Here is a 19,208-nt window from a genome sequence, read left to right as displayed (position 1 = left end):
CCCCCACCCCGTCCCCCACCCATCACCACCGCCCCCTCACCCACGGCACCCCGTGCCAGTGAGCCCGGCACCATGTGACAGGTATCACCGCTCACATGTGACCCGCGATTTAGAGGCCCCCCGCAAGCAGAGATAACCTGCGAGACGGACATGCCGCGCGCTCGGACACCGTGTGCGCTTCCCTTGTGACACATGCGGTCGTCACGTTGCCCTTCGCGGCACGCCCACGCATCCAACGAACCGCGAGATCACTGATAGGGACGGAAGCGCGTGGACCTGTTCGAGTACCAGGCGAGGGACCTCTTCGCCAAGCACGATGTACCGGTGCTGGCCGGTGAAGTCATCGACACGCCTGAGGCGGCGCGCGAGATCACCGAGCGTCTGGGCGGCAAGTCCGTCGTCAAGGCGCAGGTGAAGGTCGGTGGCCGCGGCAAGGCCGGTGGCGTGAAGCTGGCCGCCACCCCGGACGAGGCCGTTGCCCGCGCGACGGACATCCTCGGCATGGACATCAAGGGCCACACGGTCCACAAGGTCATGATCGCCGAGACGGCCCCGGAGATCCTCGAGGAGTACTACGTCTCCTTCCTCCTCGACCGCGCCAACCGCACCTTCCTCTCCATCGCCTCCGTCGAGGGCGGCGTGGAGATCGAGGAGGTGGCGGCCACCCGTCCGGAGGCCGTCGCCAAGATCGCGATCGACCCCATCGACGGTGTGGACGAGGCCAAGGCCCGCGAGATCGTCGAGGCCGCCAAGTTCCCGGCCGAGGTCGCCGACAAGGTCGTGAACGTCCTCGTCAAGCTGTGGGACACCTTCATCAAGTCGGACGCCCTCCTCGTCGAGGTGAACCCGCTCGCGAAGGTCGCCTCCGGTGACGTTCTCGCCCTCGACGGCAAGGTGTCGCTGGACGACAACGCCGAGTTCCGTCACCCCGAGTACGAGGAACTCCACGACAAGGCCGCCGCCAACCCGCTCGAGGCGGCCGCCAAGGAGAAGAACCTCAACTACGTCAAGCTCGACGGCGAGGTCGGCATCATCGGCAACGGCGCGGGTCTCGTGATGAGCACCCTGGACGTCGTCGCGTACGCCGGTGAGAAGCACGGCAACGTCAAGCCCGCCAACTTCCTGGACATCGGCGGCGGCGCCTCCGCCCAGGTGATGGCGAACGGCCTGGAGATCATCCTCGGCGACCCGGACGTGAAGTCCGTGTTCGTCAACGTCTTCGGCGGCATCACCGCCTGCGACGAGGTCGCCAACGGCATCGTCCAGGCCCTGAAGCTGCTGGAGGACCGCGGCGAGAACGTCACCAAGCCGCTGGTCGTCCGTCTCGACGGCAACAACGCCGAGCTCGGCCGGCAGATCCTCACCGACGCCAACCACCCGCTGGTCCAGCGCGTCGACACCATGGACGGTGCGGCCGACAAGGCCGCCGAGCTCGCCGCAGCCGCCAAGTAAGCACCTAGGACGAGGACATCCACACACCATGGCTATCTGGCTCAACAAGGACAGCAAGGTCATCGTCCAGGGCATGACCGGCGCCACCGGCATGAAGCACACCAAGCTCATGCTCGGCGACGGCACGCACGTCGTGGGCGGCGTGAACCCGCGCAAGGCGGGTCAGTCCGTGGACTTCGACGGCACCGAGGTACCCGTCTTCGGCACCGTCAAGGAGGCCATCGAGAAGACCGGCGCCAACGTCTCCGTCATCTTCGTGCCGGAGAAGTTCACCAAGGACGCGGTCGTCGAGGCCATCGACGCCGAGATCCCGCTGGCCGTCGTCATCACCGAGGGCATCGCCGTGCACGACTCGGCGTCCTTCTGGGCGTACGCCGGCAAGAAGGGCAACAAGACCCGCATCATCGGCCCGAACTGCCCCGGCATCATCACCCCGGGCCAGTCGAACGTCGGCATCATCCCGGGCGACATCACCAAGCCGGGCCGTATCGGCCTGGTCTCGAAGTCCGGCACGCTGACGTACCAGATGATGTACGAGCTGCGTGACATCGGCTTCTCGACGGCCGTCGGCATCGGTGGCGACCCGATCATCGGTACGACGCACATCGACGCCCTCGCCGCCTTCCAGGCCGACCCCGACACCGACCTGATCGTGATGATCGGCGAGATCGGTGGCGACGCCGAGGAGCGGGCCGCGGCCTTCATCAAGGAGAACGTGACCAAGCCGGTCGTCGGCTACGTCGCGGGCTTCACCGCCCCCGAGGGCAAGACCATGGGCCACGCGGGCGCCATCGTCTCCGGTTCGTCGGGCACCGCCCAGGCGAAGAAGGAGGCCCTGGAGGCCGCGGGCGTCAAGGTCGGCAAGACCCCGACCGAGACCGCGAAGCTGGCCCGCGAGATCCTCGCCGGCTGACGCAGCGCACAGCTGATACAGCCCACAGCTGATACAGCGCATAACAGACAGAAGGGCCCGCCTTCCCCGGCCACTCGGCCACGGGAGCGGGCCCTTCCGCGCGCTCACCTCGCCTCCGGCACCAACCGCTCCCCCCCACTCGCCATCGCCTTCCGCAGCTTCTCCCGCAGCTCCAGCTGCGCGTGCGACAGCGGGCCCGGCGCCGCCCGCGGAGGCACGCCCCGCACGGTCTCGCCGGGGGGCACCGGCGGCTCGTACTGCGTCGGAGCCGTCCGCAGGGTCAGTGCCGTCGCGCCGATCAGGGTGACCGTGAACGCGATCGCGGCCCGGGTCCAGAACTGGGCCCGGCGTTCGCCGCCCTTGCGGACCGCGATGGGTCTGGCCGCGCGCAGTCGCTCGGTGGACGCCAGGTCGGTGAGCTGCCGTTGCAGCTCCCCGGGGTCGGCGAGGTCGGGCAGGCAGGATGCGACGGCCTGGCGCGCGTGCATCAGACGGTTCGCCGTCGCCGGGGTGCTCGCCTCCGTCTCCGCCGCGGTCTCCGGCAGGTCGAGGCCCACACCGTCGTAGAGGAGGAGGGTACGGCGGTAGGGCGGGGGGAGTTTCAGGAGGGCGCTCAGCAGCGCGCGGTCGCGCTGGTCGGTCGGTGGGGGCTCCGGGTGGCGGTAGCGGGGGCGGAAACGGTGCCAGGGGGAGAGCGCGTACTCGTACGCCGCCACCCGCACCCAGCCCGCCGGGTCCGGGTCCATGGCCACCTCGGGCCAGCGCTGCCAGGCGAGTTGGAAGGCCCGCTCGACCGACTCGCGCGCCAGCTCACGCCGCCCGGTGAGCACGTATGCCTGCCGGACGAGGGCGGGGGCGCAGAACGCGTAGAGCGCGTCGAAGGCCTGAGCGGGCGTCAGGGGTTCGAGAGCCGACTCGGGCCCGGACGACGATTCGGACGACGATTCGGATGACGGTACGGGTGACGGCTCGGGGGACGGCTCAGGGCTGGGTGGGGGCTGCTCTTCGGTTCGTACGGCGGTGGCGGCGGCCTCGGTCGCGAGGGAGGCCAGCAGTGTCGCGTACGCCTCCGCCTTCCGGCCGTCGGGCGTCGTGCGACCGGACTCCCACGCCCGCACCGTCGCCTTGGAGACGCCCACCCGGGACGCGACCTGAGCCCGCGTCAGGGAACCGGCCTCGCGCAGACGTCGCCGCTCCTCGGGCGGGGGAAGCGGAGTTACAGGGCTCTCTGTCACAGGTCACCCCTTTGAACGAAAAAGCACATAAGCACATATTGAGCGACACTTCGGTGGTTCGCCTGTTACGCCGGGAAAGCGCGTGTCGTTGGGAGCATGGCCGTCGTGATCCTGATGACCGACCGCCGACCGTCGTTGTCTCCCCAGCACACCCGGACGCGCCGCCGGTCGCCCGGACTGGCCGCCAGCCTCCTGGGCGGCGTGGTGGCGGCCGGGCTGGGGCTGGGCTCGTTCGCCGTGCTGGTGATGATGCTGTGGATCAGCTCGCCGTATCCCGACAGCGGGCCGGGTGGCGCGCTGCACGTGGCCGCGGCGCTGTGGCTGCTGGCGCACGGCGCGGAACTCGTCCGCACCGACACCCTCTCCGGCGCCCCCGCGCCCGTGGGACTGACGCCCATGCTGCTGCTCCTGCTGCCCGTGTGGCTGCTGCACCGGGCGGCGCGGGACGCGGTGGACGGGGCGTACGAGGGGGACGGTCCGGCGCCCCTGGTGGCCGGGCGTACGGCGTGGGCCGGGGTGGTGCTCGGCTATCTCGCGGTGGGTGGTGTGGTCGCGGCGTACACGGCGCGGGGCATGCTGCGGCCGGACTGGGAGTGGACGGCGGTGTGCCTGCCGCTCGTCGCCGTGGTGGCGGCCGGGGCCGGGGTGTGGACGGCGTACGGGTGGCCTCGTCGGCCGGTGGACAGTGTGCTGCACCGGCTGGGGCCGTTGGGGCGGGCCTTCCTCGGTACGCAGACCCGGGAGCGGCTCGGCGTCTCGGCGCGGGCGGCGACGGCCGGGGCGGCGGTGCTGGTCGGGGGCGGAGCCCTGCTGGTGGCGGCGTCGCTGGTGTGGCACGGCCCGGCCGCTCGGGTGGCGTTCGCGCAGCTGACCGAGGGGTGGTCGGGTCGGTTCGCGGTGCTGTTGCTGTGCCTGGCGCTGGTGCCGAACGCGGCGGTGTGGGGCGCGGCGTACGCCCTCGGCCCCGGTTTCGCACTGAGCGCCGGGCATGTGACAGGCCCGCTGTACTCCGACCCCACCCCTCTCCTGCCGCCGTTTCCGCTGCTGGCTGCGGTTCCGGGGGCGGGGGCCGGTACGCCGCTGAACTGGGCGGCGGGCGTGGTGCCCGTGGTGGCCGGGGTGACGGTGGGGTGGTTCACGGCTCGGGCGGCTGCCAGGGCTGGGGGTGGAGGTGAGCCCTGGTCGCTGGGCCGGACTGCGGGATACACCGGGGTGGCGGCGGTGCTGTGCGGGGCGTGGCTCGCGTTGCTGGCGGGGTTGGCGGGCGGGCCGCTGGGGGTGGACGCGCTGGCCCGTTTCGGGCCGGTGTGGTGGCAGGTGGCGGTGGCGACGGTGGCGTGGGTGGCGGTGGTGGGGGTGCCGGTGGCTTTGGCAGTGCGGTGGTGGGGATGCCGGGGGGCGGTGGGGGAGGGCGAGGCGAACAAGTCGGTTACGGGCAAGCAGGTGGCGAAGGCGGGGGAAAAGTCGGTTACGGGGAAGCAGGTGGCGAAGGTGGGGGAGGTGGCTCCGCCGGCTACCAAGGCGCCGGACGCGAAAACGGACGCCGACACCGAACCCGACGCGGAGCAGAACCCCGCATCACCCGACCCGACGTCCGACCTGGACCTCCCCGACCTCACGGAGGACACGTACGGCACCGACGACGCGTACGACACCCAGGACGCGTACGACAACTACGAGCCCTACGAACCCCTCCCGCTCAGCCCCCCACCCCCCTGGCCCTACGACGACGCCGCCCGCGAGGCCCGCTGGGCGGCGCTGCGGGAAGTCTCCGCGAAAGCGGAGGAGATGGCGCCGCCGGACCCGCCGCAGCGGACGGTCCCGTCAGGGCGGACGGAGTCGCCGGAGCGGATGGAGCTGACGGAATCGACACAGCTGACGGAGCCGACGGAGCGGATGGAGCCGCCGGAGCGGACGGAGCGGATGGAGCCGACGGAGCCCACCGAGCGGCTGCAGCCGACGAAGTCGGAGGATCCGCCGAAGCCCTGAGCCCCTGAGCGCGAGGCACTGGCCCCCTAGTCCTAGGCGCTGGCCCTCAATCCAGGCGTCGCCCCCGACCCCTAAGCGTTGGCCCCCAGTACATCCCGCAGCTGTTCCGGAAGCAGCTTGTTGCAGTCCTGGCGGGCCTCGTTTGTGAGGGCGTCGTTGGTGCACGTGTAGTAGTCGCGGTATACGAGCTGCGCCGCGAATGACGCGCCGACCAGGGCGATTGCCAGCGATGCCGTGACCAGGCCGCTCACCGCTGCCGTGGTCTGCGGGCGGGCCGGTGTCGTGCCGGCCGGTGTGTCCGGTGACGGGGTGCGCGGCTTGGTGCGCAGGGCGCTGATGCCCCAGTACAGCGCCAGCGCACCCAACAGCAGTGCCACGTACGTCCAGCTGAACAGCGCGAAGAAGAAGGCCCACATGCCCGCCAGCAGCGCATAGCGTGCCCGGCGCTGTGCCGGGTCCGTGGGGTCCCAGCGCATGCCCGGCGCCGGACCGCCCGGTCGCTCGGGGCTGCCGCCGGGCCGGTCGCCGAAGCCGCCGCCGGAAGAGCGGCCGGGCTGCCGGTCGCTCCACTGACTGCCCCACGTCGGACGCCCGCCGTCTCCCTGAGAGCCGTCCGACGAGTCGCCGCTGTCGCCCGAAGGCCGCCGCGGCTGCCACGGCCGGTCCGGCGTGCCCTCCGGCGGGGGAGCGAAGGGGTTGTCGTCCTTCCTGTCACCGTTGGCGTCGCCCGACGGTGCGTCGGCCGGTGAGGCGGGGCGCTCCCGCAGCAGCACGCCGCTGCGCTCCCTCCCCTGTACCGACTGCGGGGGGAACGTGAGGAGTCGCAGACTGCGGTCCGGCATCAAGAGAGCGTCTTCCCCTTATGGATGTGGCTGTGGATCTGGCTTGCGTGGATCCGGGTCGGATCTTGCTCGCCCATGCTCGTGCATCTCGCTGGTTACTGGTGAACGCACGGTGCCCGGACCGCGTTCCCGAACCGGCTCCTCCCAGACGCTACCTCCCGGCCACGCCCCCGTCCCGTGGGGGCCGCCTGGTGTGCCGGTATCGTTGCTGACGGTCGGCTGCTTCGTAGGCTTCCCCGTATCCGGGGGCGTGAAGCATTCGTAGGACCCTACAAAACGCCGACCCTACAAAATGCTCTCCCGAGAAAGGGCCCCACCGTGGCCGCCAAGCCCGTGGCCAAGCGCGCCAAGCGCCTCGTCGTGCTGGTCTCCGGATCCGGCACCAATCTGCAGGCGCTGCTCGACGCCATCGCGACCGAGGGCGTCGAGGCGTACGGTGCCGAGATCGTGGCCGTCGGCGCCGACCGGGACGGTATCGAGGGGCTCGCGCGGGCCGAGCGTGCCGGGCTGCCCACCTTCGTACGGAAGGTGAAGGACTACGAGAGCCGCGAGGCGTGGGACGCCGCCCTCGCCGACGCCGTCGCCGCGTACGAGCCCGACCTCGTCGTCTCCGCCGGGTTCATGAAGATCGTGGGCAAGGAGTTCCTGGCCCGTTACGGCGGGCGGTTCATCAACACCCACCCCGCCCTCCTCCCCAGTTTTCCCGGCGCCCACGGCGTCCGCGACGCGCTCGCGTACGGCGCCAGGGTCACCGGCTGCACCGTCCACTTCGTCGACGACGGCGTCGACACCGGGCCGATCATCGCGCAGGGCGTGGTGGAGGTCCGGGACGAGGACGACGAGAGCGCGCTGCACGAGCGCATCAAGGAAGTCGAGCGAAGGCTGCTCGTCGATGTCGTGGGGCGGCTCGCCCGCAACGGCTATCGCATTGAGGGACGAAAGGTAGTTATCCAGTGACCGCCACCGCCGAGAGCAACAAGCGGGCCATCCGTCGCGCGCTCGTCAGCGTCTACGACAAGACCGGGCTGGAGGAGCTCGCCCGTGGCCTGCACGAGGCGGGCGTGGAACTCGTCTCCACCGGCTCCACCGCCGCCCGCATCGCCGCCGCCGGCGTCCCCGTCACCAAGGTCGAGGAGCTCACCGGCTTCCCCGAGTGCCTGGACGGCCGGGTGAAGACCCTGCACCCCAAGGTGCACGCGGGCATCCTCGCCGACCTGCGGCTCGACAGCCACCGGCAGCAGCTCGACGAGCTGGGCGTGGCGCCGTTCGACCTCGTCGTCGTCAACCTCTACCCCTTCGAGGAGACCGTCGCCTCCGGCGCCTCGCCCGACGAGTGCGTGGAGCAGATCGACATCGGCGGCCCGTCGATGGTCCGCGCCGCCGCCAAGAACCACCCCTCGGTCGCCGTGGTCACCAGCCCGGAGCGATACGCCGACGTCCTCGCCGCCGTGCGCGACGGCGGCTTCGACCTCGCCACCCGCAAGCGGCTGGCCGCCGAGGCGTTCCGGCACACGGCCGAGTACGACGTGGCGGTCGCGGGCTGGTTCGCGAGCGAGTACGCCGGTGACGGTGTGGAGTTCCCGGAGTTCATCGGGGTGATGTACGAGCGCAAGCAGGTGCTGCGCTACGGCGAGAACCCGCACCAGCCCGCCGCCCTCTACACGGGCGGCTGTGGCGGTCTGGCCGAGGCCGAGCAGCTGCACGGCAAGGAGATGTCGTACAACAACTACACGGACACGGACGCCGCCCGCCGTGCCGCGTACGACCACGACGAGCCGTGCGTCGCGATCATCAAGCACGCCAACCCGTGCGGTATCGCGATCGGCGCGGATGTCGCCGAGGCGCACCGCAAGGCGCACGCCTGTGACCCGCTGTCGGCGTTCGGCGGTGTCATCGCCGTCAACCGGCCGGTCAGCAAGGAGATGGCCGAGCAGGTCGCGGAGATCTTCACCGAGGTCATCGTCGCGCCCGACTACGAGGAGGGCGCGCTGGAGGCCCTCGCCAAGAAGAAGAACATCCGCGTGCTGCGCTGCCCGCAGGCACCGGAGAGCCCGGCGGAGTTCAAGCCGATCGACGGCGGCGGCCTCGCCCAGATCACCGACGCCTTCCAGGCCGAGGGCGACGACCCCGCCAACTGGACGCTGGCGACCGGCGAGGCGCTGAGCCCCGAGGAGCTGAAGGAACTGGCGTTCGCCTGGAGGGCGTGCCGGGCCGTGAAGTCCAACGCGATCCTGCTCGCCAAGGACGGCGCCTCGGTGGGCGTCGGCATGGGGCAGGTCAACCGGGTCGACTCCGCGAAGCTGGCGGTGGAGCGGGCCGGCGCCGAGCGGGCGCAGGGCTCCTACGCGGCCTCCGACGCCTTCTTCCCCTTCCCCGACGGGCTGGAGATCCTCACCGAGGCGGGCGTCAAGGCCGTGGTCCAGCCCGGCGGTTCGGTCCGTGACGAGCAGGTCGTGGAGGCGGCGCGCAAGGCGGGCGTGACAATGTACTTCACGGGGACGCGGCACTTCTTCCACTGATCCCCGCACGCACCGGACTGCCGGTGTCCGGGGCAGCCCCTCGCCCCGGACACCGGCAGTCGGTCGAGCCGGACGTTCAGTCGCAGTAGTTGGCGCGGTACGACGCGAACACCGCGCCGCCGCCGGACTGGGAACCGGACGTGTAGATGATGTACGTGCCGTTGGTGGTCCGGAGGAAGTCGAGATCGCGGACCGCACCGTCGTACCTGACCCGGAGGTACTCGCCCGAGGCCGTGCTGCCCGAGACGTACCGCAGCTTGCTGTCGGCGTAGCCGAACGTGTTGGGACCCACCTTGCCGTCGGCGTCGTTGAACGAGTCGGCCAGGCCCCAGGTCACCTGAAGCCGCTTGGTGGCGTGCTCGGTGTTGGGCCCGAACATCCCGTCGATGTCCGAGAAGTCGAAGTCCGTGCCGTCCGACTCGTTGGCGCCCTCGGCCCACAGGATCTGCTGCCAAAGGCACGTGGCGGTCGAGTTGCTGTAGGACGACCTGGACAGCAGCCCCTCGTCGCCGAAGTCGTCCGTGTAGGTGGCGGCACCGCTGATGTTACCGCTGGACGCCGAGGCCGCGGCGGGCGAGGCCCCCACGGCCAGTGCGCCGACGGCGAGTACGGCGACGGCGGCGGCGCCCAGGCGGGTGCGTGTCGTGCGGAGGTTCATTGGTGTCCCTTCCCCGTTGGTCGGTGCTGCTTGGCGTTTCGCCGTGACCATGCTGCGGGTGGCGGGAGACCGGGGGTACCTCGATAGTTCTAGGGTTCCACGAGTTCGCACCACACGGTCTTGCCGGCCGGTGTCAGCCACACCCCCCAGCGCCGGGCGAGCGCGTCGAGCAGCAGGAGGCCGCGGCCGGTCTCGTCGTCCCCGTCCGGCCGGCGTGCGACGAGCCAGGCGTGCGGGTCGGAGTCGGTGACCTCCAGACGCGTACGGCCGTCCTGTGCCCGGAACAGACGGAGGGTCACCGGGGTGCCCTCGCCGACATGGTTGATCACGTTGGCCAGCAACTCGCCGACGCACAGCTGAACGTCGGGGCAGGGCGTACGGAGGTGTTCGCGCACCGCCCGACGGGCCTCGGGGACGGCCTTGGGAAACGCGAGCAGGTCGAGGACGAGCGGTTCGGGCTCGTGGGAGTGCATTGGGGGTACGCCTCCGTGTGCGTTCTGTGACGAATCACTCACAGCGTGGCGTCAAGTGGCGTACCGTGAAAGGGGTTTCGGCTGCGCACGGCAAGTAAGAAACGGCGGTGGTGGGTTGTGCCCGCGAAGAAGGACCCTGACGCGTCGGTGAGTGTTCCCTGCTTCTACGGCGCAGAGTTGCGCTTCAAGAGGGAGCAAGCGGGGCTGACTCTGGAGCAGTTGGCCGAGGGGAGCTTTCGGGGGATCTCGTTCCTCAGTCAGATCGAGCGGGGCGAGCGCAGGATGCCGATGGATCTCGCCAGGCATGTCGACGAGCGGCTCGGGACGGACGGGTTTTTCCAGCGGCGGTGTGAAGACGCGGCCAAGGCGCGGCGGGTGGGGCACCCGCTGGGCTTCCAGGACGTACCAGATCTGGAGAAGCAGGCGAAGACGCTGGAGGAGTGGGGGCCCAATGTCATCCCTGGCTTGCTCCAGACCGCTGACTACATGCGGGGTCTCGTTCGGTATGAGAGGCCGTTGACGCCACCGGAGACTGCCGAGGAGCGTATCCGCGCCCGAATGGCGCGTGCGGAGCTGTGGAAACGCGAGGACCGGCCTAACTACTGGGGGATCCTGCGGGAGTCGGTCATCCGACGCACCCCTGTTCCACCGGCGGTGATGGCCGACCAACTCAAGCACGTCGTCGACCTGATCCGGTCCACGCAGAGCATTCTCCAGATCGTTCCGGAAACGACCCCTTGGCATCCCCTCATGCATGGCATGGCCAAGATCATGACCTTTGCTGAGGCCCCGCCGCTGGTGTGGACGGATACCAACTTCGACGGGCGGATCATCGACTTCCCGACCCTCGTGAACGAGTATCGGGGGTCGTACGATCTGCTCAGGGCCGTCGCGCTCCCACCCGAGGCGTCCCTTGCCCTGATCGAGGAAGCAGCGAGGACCTACAGACATGAAGCCCAGCAGGCTTGACCTCAACTCCGCCATCTGGCACAAGAGCAGCTACAGCGATGGGTCCGGCGCCGACTGCGTCGAAGTCGCCGACAACCTCCCCGGCATCATCCCCGTCCGCGACTCCAAGAACCCCGAAGGCCCCGCCCTCCTCTTCCCAACCCCCGCCTGGGCAGCCTTCGTCACCGCGTTGAAGGCGTAGCCGTTCTCCGGGTGGGCCCCGGCCACGTTGGTGGTAGGGGCGGAGAACGGCCACGCCCGACGGGAGCAAGTGTTGCCCGGCCGGACCGCGTCCGGCCATGCTGTTGAAGCTGAACGCAAAAGCTGAGTTCACCGGGGGAGAACGACATGCTCCGCGTCCACTTCAGCGACGCCGACCTGGCCAGGACCCGGTTGTGCGGCGCGTCCGACCCGCTCTGGGACATCGCCATCAGCCTGCACCGCTTTCAGACCCGGCACGGCCGCTGGGCCCACGCGGAATGGCATCGCACCACCCGTCGGCGGTTACGGGAGAAGGGGCTGGAGCACGCCCTGCGCCGCGTGCTGTTGCCGCTGTACCCCAGAGCCGCCTACTTTCCCGACTTCCTGACGCCGTTCCAGGGCAGCGAAGGGCTGGACGCCGGACTGGAGGCCGTCCTCGCCGCGCCGCCGAGCCGGGTACGCAGCGAGGTCGCCCGGCTCGACCGGGTCGTCGGTGCACCCTCGTGGGCCGTACGGCTGGCCGAGCGGGCGGTCCGCGAGGAGTTCGTGCAGCTCCTGCGCGCGTACCACGATGTTGCCGTCGCCCCCTACGAGGACCAGGTCCACGCCCGTATCGAAGCCGAACGGGCCGCCCGGTGCCGTGACCTCATGGACGGCGGCGTCGAAAGGATGCTGGCGAGCCTCGGGCCGTCGATGCGCTGGGAACGGCCCGTCCTCCATGCCGCCTACCACCCCTCCGTGGACCGGGACCTGTACCTGGATGGTCGCGGCATGCTGCTGGTGCCGTCGTACTTCCTGCTGCAGAGGCCGATCACCTTCGCCGACCCTGGCCTGCCGCCCGTACTCGTGTATCCGCTCGCCCACGAGCCGGCCGTACCGCCACTGTCGGACGATCCCGGCGCGCCCCTGACGGCCCTCATCGGGCGGGCCCGCGCCGCCGCCCTGTGCGCAATCGCCCACGGCGCCACGACCGGGGAGATCGCGCGTGCCGCCGGTGTGTCCGCGTCCTCGGCCAGTCGGCACGCGACGGCCTTGCGGGACGCGGGACTCATCACCAGCCGGCGGCACGGCGCGAACGTCCTGCACACCCTCACTCCTGCGGGGGCGTCCGTGCTCCGGGCCGCCGCAGGCCCGGATCACCTGAGGGACACCAGAACTCCCCACAGCGACGGCCGGTAGGAGCTTGCCAGTTCGGTGTCGCTCGTCGCCTGCTGGTGGGCGACGGCCGCCGCGATCCCGAGTCCGGTCACGGCCAGGAGGGCGGTCGCCAGAGCCCCCGCCAGGAAGGGGTGGCGGTGCCGGAGGCGAGGGCGGCGCAGCCTCGGTGGGCGAGGAGAGCGGGCGAGGCCTGCCACATGCTCGACCCGGCGCAGCAGTGCCTCCGTGCCGACGCGGTCGGCGTGCGTAGGGGCCAGGCAGTCGCGGACGATCTCCCGCCAGACGTCGGGGAGTTCGGGCGAGAGCCGCAGCTCCGCAGTGCCCCGCGCATACCGCGTCACCGCGTCGGCGCGGGCCCCCGTCGTAGCGCCCGGCAGCGGGAAGGCGCCGGTCAGGACCACGTGGGCGAGGACACCGAAGGCCCACACGTCCGCGGACGGGCGGATCCGCGTGCCCCGCTCGTCGATCTCCGGCCACAGCAGTTCCGGCGGCGTGTAGTCCGGCGTCGCGAAGGCGGGGGCGTAGGCGTGCGTGCCCTCCAGCTCGGCGGCCGTGTTGAAGTCGGCCAGCCGTACCGAACCGTCCTTCATCAGCAGCACGTTGGCGGGCTTGAGGTCACCGTGCACCCAGCCCGCCCGGTGCAGCTGCGCCAGCCCTTCGCATATCTGCGCGAGCACGGCGCCGGGGTCCGGCACCGGAGCGGGTACGGCGTCCAGGGAGCCCTCGGCCAGTTCCAGGACCAGGACGGTGGCGCCGTCCAGCTCCGGGTCGTCCGGGTCGTCGACGGTGAGGGCGTCGTACATCCGGATCAGCCGCGGTGAACGCAGTCGGCCCAGTAATTCCACCTCCCGCTCGGCCAGTTCGCGCAAGTGACGGAGCCGGCGTGGGGTGCGGGTGCCGGTGGGCAGGAACTTCAGCGCGGCCTCACGCGGCAGGTCCCGCGATCCGTTCCCGGCGGGTCGGCCCGCGTAGACGGTGCAGAACGCCCCGGACCCGATGGGTTCGCGGACCACCCAGGGGCCGACCCGGTAACCCCTCGGGACAGTGACGGCGTACGGCTGCCCGGTCATCGGCCCACCCCGCTCACGACCGGGGTGAGCACGACGAGGTCGTCCTCGCGGACCAGGTCGAAGCGCAGCGCCAGTGAGACCAGCGACTCCTTCTTGCCGTTGACGCGCCGGCCCGGTTCCGCCGTGTCGGGGCCGGGGCGCAGCCGTAGCTTGAGGGCGAGGTAGTCGATGTTCCAGTAGACCGTGGAGCGGCTGACCGCGGGCCAGACCGGGCGCAGTCGCTCCACCAGTTCCTCGACCGCCGGCAGCGGGGCGTGCGGTTCGCCGCGCAGCCGGGGCTCGCACAGGGCGGCCAGCACCGCGAAGTACCGCTTGGTGCGGTCGAGAGTGAACGCCGGTGCGGTCAGGGCTCCCGGGAGCCCGTGCCGGGCCGCGCTGCGGAAGGTGTGGCGCGGCGCCCAGACGTCGAAGGTGAGCAGATCGCCCGCGGCGGGCAGGACGACCCGCGCGAACTCGAACGGCACGGGCGCGTCCACGCGCCCCGGCGCGACCTTGATGTGCTCGCCCGCGCCCTCCGGGTTCTCCACCACGTAGGTCTGGTTCTCGCTGCGGTTGCTCAGCAGCCAGAAGTCCTGCTGGGCGGTGATCTCCCCGGCGACCCGGGGCACCCCCTCGTGCCCGATGGTGAGACCACCATGGCTCCCGTCCCGTCCGAACGTGAGCTGCTCACCTGTCGCGATTCTGATCTGGCCGCCCGGCCGTGTGCATGCCGGAGGCACGACGATGACGCTGTACATGGACTCGTCCCCTCGCCCGATTCCATGAGGGCCACCCTCCCCCAGTCCCACGAGGGGGAGGGTAAGGGGGGAACCCGGGCGTCCACGAAGCTTGCCGTAGGCACGGCGTGTCCGCGCGGCCCGGCGGCTACGGCTTCACGGTAGGGCGACGCAAGAGGGCCGTGTCTCCCCTTGCGCGGGTGAGACACGGCCCTCGGGTGTGATGTGGCGCGAACCGATCTGTCGGTGCTCAGTAGCGCGGGCGCTTGAACCAGGCGGAGCCGTTGGCGTTGCCGACGAACACGGCCACCAGGATGGCGAGCACGGTGTGGACGAGGCCCACCAGGATGAACGGGTAGATGCCGAGGATCGCGGTGATGATGCCGAAGACGAGGATCGTGATGCGGACGCCGTTGCCGCCGGACTTGAACTTCAGCGCCAGCACCGTCGCGAACACGCCCCACGCCAGGGCGAACACCGTCATGCCCCACAGCATGCCGGAGGAGTAGTCGGCGAGCTGCTGGAAGGCGGCGTCCTCCTGGAGCGTCTCGTCGCTCTTCGCGGCCTCGACGCTCACGGCGCTGGCCGCGAACAGGATCACACCGAGGAACTGCAGGCCGACGATGACCCACAGCAGCACGCGGGCCGTGCTCACGGAGCCCGGCATGGACGTCGGCGCAGGGGCGCCGGCGTACCCGCCGACCGGCGGCGCCGCGGGGTAGCCGTAGCCGGGGGCCTGGGGCTGCTGCTGGGGGTAGCCGTATCCCGGCTGCTGGCCCGGCTGCTGGCCCTGCGGGGCGCCGTAGGGGTTGTTCGGGTCGCCGAAGCTCATGGCGGTGTTCCTCCGTTTTGCTGGTGTGCGGGGACGACGCGGCGCGATTCGGAGGAAGGTTGCTACAGATGCGGTTCGTCCCCCCGGTACAGCCCGCGGCACTGTGCCGTCAATCGTTCTTCAGCCATGGGTTGCTTGTCCAGCCGCATTCCGCAGGTGTTGTGCAAGTGCAACATCACCGATCATGAGGGGATGAGGAGGACATACGCCGGGACGGGCCCCGGCGACCCGGATTGGAACCGGGAGGCGGTCATCCGGGAGGATGGGGCCATGACCGCCCAGATTCTCGATGGCAAGGCCACCGCAGCCGCGATCAAGTCCGATCTGACCGCCCGCGTGGCGGCGCTGAAGGAGAAGGGCGTCACGCCCGGCCTCGGCACGATCCTGGTCGGGGACGACCCCGGCAGCCAGAAGTACGTCGCCGGCAAGCACCGCGACTGCGCGCAGGTCGGCATCGCGTCGATTCAGCGCGAACTGCCGGGTACGGCGTCGCAGGAGGAGATCGAGGCGGTCGTACGGGAACTCAACGAGGACCCGGCGTGCACCGGTTACATCGTGCAGCTGCCGCTGCCCAAGGGCATCGACGAGAACCGCATCCTCGAGCTGATGGACCCGGACAAGGACGCGGACGGGCTGCACCCGATGAACCTGGGCCGCCTGGTCCTGAACGAGCCCGCGCCACTGCCCTGCACCCCCAACGGCGTGCTGACGCTGCTGCGCCGCTACGGCGTGGAGATCAAGGGCGCGGAGGTCGTGGTCGTCGGCCGTGGCGTGACCATCGGCCGCCCGATGCCGCTGCTGCTCACGCGCCGCAGCGAGAACGCGACGGTGACCCAGTGCCACACCGGCACCCGTGACCTGTCCGCGCACCTGAGGCGCGCCGACATCATCGTCGCGGCCGCCGGGTCCGCCCACCTCGTCCGGCCCGAGGACGTCAAGCCGGGCGCGGCCGTCCTCGACGTCGGCGTCTCGCGCAGCGCCGAGGGCAAGATCGTGGGCGACGTCCACCCGGACGTCGCGAAGGTCGCCGGCTGGATCTCCCCGAACCCCGGCGGCGTGGGCCCCATGACCCGAGCCCAGCTGCTCGTCAACGTGGTCGAGGCGGCGGAGCGCAGTGTCGGCTGAGTCGGCTGAGGAGAGGGACGCTGCGGCGCGGAACGGGGATGCCGCCGCGCGGAACGGCGATGCCGCCGCGCGGAACGGCGATGCCGCCAAGAACGGCGTATCGCCGAGCGGCGGGGCGCATACGGCGGACGGTGCCTCGCCGAACGGCCGGACGCCCGGGTCGGACGGCGAGTCCCAGAACGGCTCTGTTCCCGCGTCGGGGGGCGTGTCCCCGAGCGGCGGGGCGCGCGCAGGCGACGGCGTATCGCCGAACGGCAGGGCGCGCGCGGCGGACGGGGAGTCCCTGAGCGGCTCCCGGCCTGCGCCGGACGGCGTATCCCCGAACGGCTCCGCACTCCCCGCGCACGGCGCGTCTGCGAAGGGTGCTCTCGATGACGCCGGGCTTGTCGTGCGGGATGCGATCAGTGTCGTGGACGAGGATGGGACGCCCCGGCGGAGCACCCGGCGCTTCCCGTTGTTCACGAAGGACACCGCGCGGCCCGAGGGTGGCGGGCGGGCGGCGTCCGGGGACGCGCCCGCGCCTGCGCGGCAGTGGCCGATGCTTGCCGTGCTGGCGCTGGTCGGGCTCGGCCTGCTGCTGACGGCGTTCGACGCGTTCCGGATCGGCACGATGCTGGTCGGCGCGGCGCTGGTCGGCGGTGCCGTACTGCGCTGGCTGCTGCCCGGCGTCGGCATGCTCGCCGTGCGCTCCCGCTTCACGGACATCGCCACCTACGGCGTCCTCGGCCTGGCGATCGTTCTGCTGGCGATGATGGCCCAGCCGAACCCCTGGCTGGAGATCCCGTTCCTGAAGGACACCCTGCACTTCACCGTCAACAGTTAGGGACTGTCCGGCGGATCAGGTCGGAAGATACCGGCATGGGGGAGCCGGCGACCGACGACAAGATCTTTGGGTTGGCTTGAGGCGCGGAGCCGGATGACGGCTCCGCGCCAGGTGCTCCCGCTCGCCGTGGTAGCGCTTGAGGAATCTCCAGGGTTTGATCTCGGCGATGGCATGCTTGACGCAGATACGTTCGGACGACTGATGTCGGCGCGCACGCTGGTGATCTCGTCCGTAGAGGCGGAGCGCGGTCTGGTCGTGCATCCTGCCTGGCCGGTGGGCGCCGACCCACAGCGGACGGCCCCTTGGCCCTGTTCACGTTGCGGCCCGACGCCTCGCTGATCGCGCGCAACCGACGACGATCTGGACATCGCCACTGTGACAGTCCGGCAGATCAGGTCGAGTTGGGTAGCCCTTCAGTCCTCGGGGTCGCGCAGGCCGACGCAGTCAAAGGTCCAAAATGCCTCTGAGTAGACGAAGGTGCCCGTCATCCACGGCTCGCAAGCGGACAACCGGGCGACCTGAAACGCGGCTTCAGGGATACGCAGCGACGGCGAACGGAAGCCCACCGCGCTGGCACCCTCGAAGCCGCGCATGCCGTAGTAGCGCGGCGAACCCTCCAGGAACACCAACGGCACACCCTGGCTGTCGGCCGCCTCGAGGGCGTGGGCGATGAGCTGCGTACCGATGCCCTGACGCTGGAACTCCGGGACCACGCCCAGCGGTGACAGCGACAGGACGTCCACGATCCGGCGCGGAGCGTCCAACCGCGTCGCACTCAGCAGGACATGCCCGACGACCCGGTCATCAACGACAGCGACGAAGGACATCGGCGCCAATGCAGCCTCCGCAACGCGAAGTGCCTCCACGAGCCCGGGAACCCGATCGCTGTCACCGAAGGCGCGCGTATGAACCTCGCGCACATCTCGGTGATCGTCAGCGGTCTCTTGCCGGATCACCAGCCCGGCACTAGCGGGAGCGATCCGGGAGCCTGCAGGCGCATCGTGTGACGTCATGGCCGCGAGGCTAGATCGCAGGGCGGCTCAGCGCGAGGCAATTGCGGACCAGGTCGCGAACCTGCGTCATTCTTTGATCTTGTTGATGCAGCCATCTTGAATCCGGAGCCAAGGATTCCAAAAACGCAGAAGTTATGCCCTTGAGGCACGTTTGTTTGACACCACATAACCACCATGGAAGTGTAAAACCAGTGTTACACGGGGGAGTTAAGAAACGGACAGCCGCGCTATGCGTGCTCCCCCCTGCCTTGACCACGCAGGAGGAGAACCGTGACGAACATTTGTTGGTACAGACCTCAGCTCGGCGGTTTGATCTTCTCTGCATCAATGGGCCGAGCTTGTTGACCCGGATACCGTATACCGTTTCGTCCGTCCAGTACCTTCCTGCGGATACCTATCAGAGTATGCGCTTCAGGATTCTCGGCCCGCTTCAAATATGCGGCGGTGACGAGATAGCCTCACCAGTCCGACGCGCGATCCTCACCGCCCTTCTGCTCACGGATGGCCGGACATTGGGCGTAGCGGAACTCGCCGAGCTGCTGTGGGACGAGCCGCCCCGCTCGGCCACCGCGAATATCCGCACCCATCTCGCCGGGCTGCGCCGCGACCTCGACCGGGCTGAACCAGGGCTCAGCGGCATGCTGAGGACCATCAGGGGTACCCAGTGCGGGTACGGACTTCGGGCTGGTCCCGACGATGTCGACCTGCCGAAGTTCACCGCGGCAGCGCGTCGCGGCCGAACCCAGCTGCTGCACGGTGAACTCTGTGAAGCAATCGACTCGTTCGAAGAAGCCATCGCCATGTGGCACGGCCCGTTCGGGCAGGACCTGCCCGCAACCCGGTGGTTCTGCGCCCATGTCGCCGGTCTCAACAACGTGCGAGTCGATGCGTACCAGGGCCTCTTCACCGCCTGCATCCTCGCCGATCGCATCGAGTTGCTCTCGTACCGGATCGAAAGCGCCATCGCCGAGGCGCCGTACCGGCAGCGCCTGTGGGAGCTGCTCGCCGCAGTGCATTGCATCAACGGCGATGCCGTCAGCGCCCTGGAGGTGATCAAGCGCTGCCAGGTGCTCCTCGCCGAGGATCTGGGTCTGGATCTGCCGCCGAGTATCGAGGCGATGCGGTCCGCCGCGCTCACCTGGGACCGGGATGAGGCTCTGCGTCTGGTCACCGCGCAGGCTTTGGGCACCTACGACGGCAGCAACCCGCAACCCGGCGGGCAGCACTCGTCGCCGTAAGCA

Annotated in this window: 18 protein-coding genes and 1 pseudogene; 11 read left to right on the top strand and 8 right to left on the bottom strand. The window is 70.2% G+C overall.

Annotated elements, in window-relative coordinates:
- Positions 1-270 precede the first annotated feature (270 nt).
- Together sucC and sucD are read left to right on the top strand one after the other, a co-directional pair.
- On the top strand, positions 271-1,452 hold the full coding sequence (gene sucC, locus SSP24_RS27975) for an ADP-forming succinate--CoA ligase subunit beta (RefSeq protein WP_141312483.1): 1,182 nt from the start codon (positions 271-273) through the stop codon (positions 1,450-1,452).
- A gap of 28 nt (positions 1,453-1,480) precedes the next feature.
- Complete coding sequence (gene sucD / locus SSP24_RS27970; RefSeq protein WP_141312482.1) at positions 1,481-2,365, top strand: succinate--CoA ligase subunit alpha; 885 nt, start codon at positions 1,481-1,483, stop codon at positions 2,363-2,365.
- Positions 2,366-2,469: 104 nt separating this feature from the next.
- On the opposite strand, the gene SSP24_RS27965 is transcribed toward sucD, so the two are convergent.
- Positions 2,470-3,600, bottom strand: coding sequence for a helix-turn-helix domain-containing protein (locus SSP24_RS27965; protein WP_141312481.1), 1,131 nt, complete (start codon positions 3,598-3,600; stop codon positions 2,470-2,472).
- Positions 3,601-3,696: 96 nt separating this feature from the next.
- On the opposite strand from SSP24_RS27965, the gene SSP24_RS27960 reads away from it, so the two are divergent.
- Positions 3,697-5,589, top strand: a complete 1,893-nt coding sequence (locus SSP24_RS27960; RefSeq protein ID WP_229865935.1) for a cell division protein PerM — start codon at positions 3,697-3,699, stop codon at positions 5,587-5,589.
- Between the two features lie 71 nt (positions 5,590-5,660).
- On the opposite strand, the gene SSP24_RS27955 is transcribed toward SSP24_RS27960, so the two are convergent.
- A complete protein-coding gene (locus tag SSP24_RS27955; protein ID WP_141312480.1) occupies positions 5,661-6,431 on the bottom strand; it encodes a hypothetical protein in 771 nt (256 codons plus the stop codon).
- A gap of 318 nt (positions 6,432-6,749) precedes the next feature.
- Here SSP24_RS27955 and purN point away from each other — a divergent pair, with 318 nt between their 5' ends.
- Positions 6,750-7,388: a phosphoribosylglycinamide formyltransferase gene (purN, locus tag SSP24_RS27950; RefSeq protein WP_141312479.1), complete on the top strand. Its 639-nt coding sequence runs from the start codon at positions 6,750-6,752 to the stop codon at positions 7,386-7,388.
- Positions 7,385-8,950 carry a bifunctional phosphoribosylaminoimidazolecarboxamide formyltransferase/IMP cyclohydrolase gene (purH, locus tag SSP24_RS27945; protein WP_141312478.1) on the top strand — a complete coding sequence of 522 codons (1,566 nt, stop codon included), beginning with the start codon at positions 7,385-7,387 and terminating at the stop codon, positions 8,948-8,950. Before purN ends, purH begins: the two co-directional genes overlap by 4 nt.
- 76 nt (positions 8,951-9,026) lie before the next feature.
- Here the strand turns inward: purH and SSP24_RS27940 are convergent, their stop codons facing one another.
- Both SSP24_RS27940 and SSP24_RS27935 read right to left on the bottom strand, forming a co-directional pair.
- Complete coding sequence (locus SSP24_RS27940) at positions 9,027-9,608, bottom strand: peptidoglycan-binding domain-containing protein (protein ID WP_141312477.1); 582 nt, start codon at positions 9,606-9,608, stop codon at positions 9,027-9,029.
- A gap of 89 nt (positions 9,609-9,697) precedes the next feature.
- Positions 9,698-10,081 carry an ATP-binding protein gene (locus SSP24_RS27935; protein ID WP_141312476.1) on the bottom strand — a complete coding sequence of 128 codons (384 nt, stop codon included), beginning with the start codon at positions 10,079-10,081 and terminating at the stop codon, positions 9,698-9,700.
- A gap of 117 nt (positions 10,082-10,198) precedes the next feature.
- On the opposite strand from SSP24_RS27935, the gene SSP24_RS27930 reads away from it, so the two are divergent.
- From SSP24_RS27930 to SSP24_RS27920, 3 genes are all read left to right on the top strand, one after another.
- Complete coding sequence (locus tag SSP24_RS27930) at positions 10,199-11,050, top strand: helix-turn-helix domain-containing protein (protein ID WP_174864728.1); 852 nt, start codon at positions 10,199-10,201, stop codon at positions 11,048-11,050.
- Positions 11,031-11,231, top strand: coding sequence for a DUF397 domain-containing protein (locus SSP24_RS27925; protein WP_141312475.1), 201 nt, complete (start codon positions 11,031-11,033; stop codon positions 11,229-11,231). The genes SSP24_RS27930 and SSP24_RS27925 overlap by 20 nt, the downstream gene beginning before the upstream one ends.
- A 146-nt stretch (positions 11,232-11,377) precedes the next feature.
- Positions 11,378-12,409 (top strand): helix-turn-helix domain-containing protein, encoded by a 1,032-nt coding sequence (locus SSP24_RS27920; protein WP_141312474.1) that lies wholly within the window; start codon positions 11,378-11,380, stop codon positions 12,407-12,409.
- 56 nt (positions 12,410-12,465) lie between these two features.
- Here SSP24_RS27920 and SSP24_RS27915 read toward each other — a convergent pair.
- From SSP24_RS27915 to SSP24_RS27905, 3 genes and pseudogenes are all read right to left on the bottom strand, one after another.
- A pseudogene (locus tag SSP24_RS27915) lies at positions 12,466-13,458 on the bottom strand (serine/threonine-protein kinase); the annotation flags it as partial.
- On the bottom strand, positions 13,455-14,195 hold the full coding sequence (locus tag SSP24_RS27910) for a helix-turn-helix domain-containing protein (protein ID WP_141312472.1): 741 nt from the start codon (positions 14,193-14,195) through the stop codon (positions 13,455-13,457). The gene SSP24_RS27910 and the pseudogene SSP24_RS27915, both read right to left, overlap by 4 nt.
- Positions 14,196-14,424: 229 nt before the next feature.
- Positions 14,425-15,006 carry a hypothetical protein gene (locus tag SSP24_RS27905; RefSeq protein WP_141312471.1) on the bottom strand — a complete coding sequence of 194 codons (582 nt, stop codon included), beginning with the start codon at positions 15,004-15,006 and terminating at the stop codon, positions 14,425-14,427.
- Between the two features lie 270 nt (positions 15,007-15,276).
- Here SSP24_RS27905 and SSP24_RS27900 point away from each other — a divergent pair, with 270 nt between their 5' ends.
- Together SSP24_RS27900 and SSP24_RS27895 are read left to right on the top strand one after the other, a co-directional pair.
- On the top strand, positions 15,277-16,131 hold the full coding sequence (locus SSP24_RS27900; protein WP_141312470.1) for a bifunctional methylenetetrahydrofolate dehydrogenase/methenyltetrahydrofolate cyclohydrolase: 855 nt from the start codon (positions 15,277-15,279) through the stop codon (positions 16,129-16,131).
- Positions 16,132-16,519: 388 nt separating this feature from the next.
- Complete coding sequence (locus tag SSP24_RS27895; RefSeq protein WP_141312496.1) at positions 16,520-16,954, top strand: DUF3017 domain-containing protein; 435 nt, start codon at positions 16,520-16,522, stop codon at positions 16,952-16,954.
- A 413-nt stretch (positions 16,955-17,367) separates the two neighbouring features.
- On the opposite strand, the gene SSP24_RS27890 is transcribed toward SSP24_RS27895, so the two are convergent.
- The gene (locus SSP24_RS27890; protein WP_141312495.1) at positions 17,368-17,910 is read right to left on the bottom strand and encodes a GNAT family N-acetyltransferase; all 543 of its coding nucleotides are present in this window, start codon (positions 17,908-17,910) and stop codon (positions 17,368-17,370) included.
- Positions 17,911-18,215: 305 nt separating this feature from the next.
- Here SSP24_RS27890 and SSP24_RS27885 point away from each other — a divergent pair, with 305 nt between their 5' ends.
- Positions 18,216-19,205 (top strand): AfsR/SARP family transcriptional regulator, encoded by a 990-nt coding sequence (locus SSP24_RS27885; protein ID WP_229865937.1) that lies wholly within the window; start codon positions 18,216-18,218, stop codon positions 19,203-19,205.
- Positions 19,206-19,208: the final 3 nt, after the last annotated feature.

Origin of the sequence: Streptomyces spinoverrucosus (assembly GCF_006539505.1) — a bacterium.
Classification (GTDB): domain Bacteria; phylum Actinomycetota; class Actinomycetes; order Streptomycetales; family Streptomycetaceae; genus Streptomyces; species Streptomyces spinoverrucosus.
This window is presented reverse-complemented; position numbering and strand designations above follow the sequence as displayed.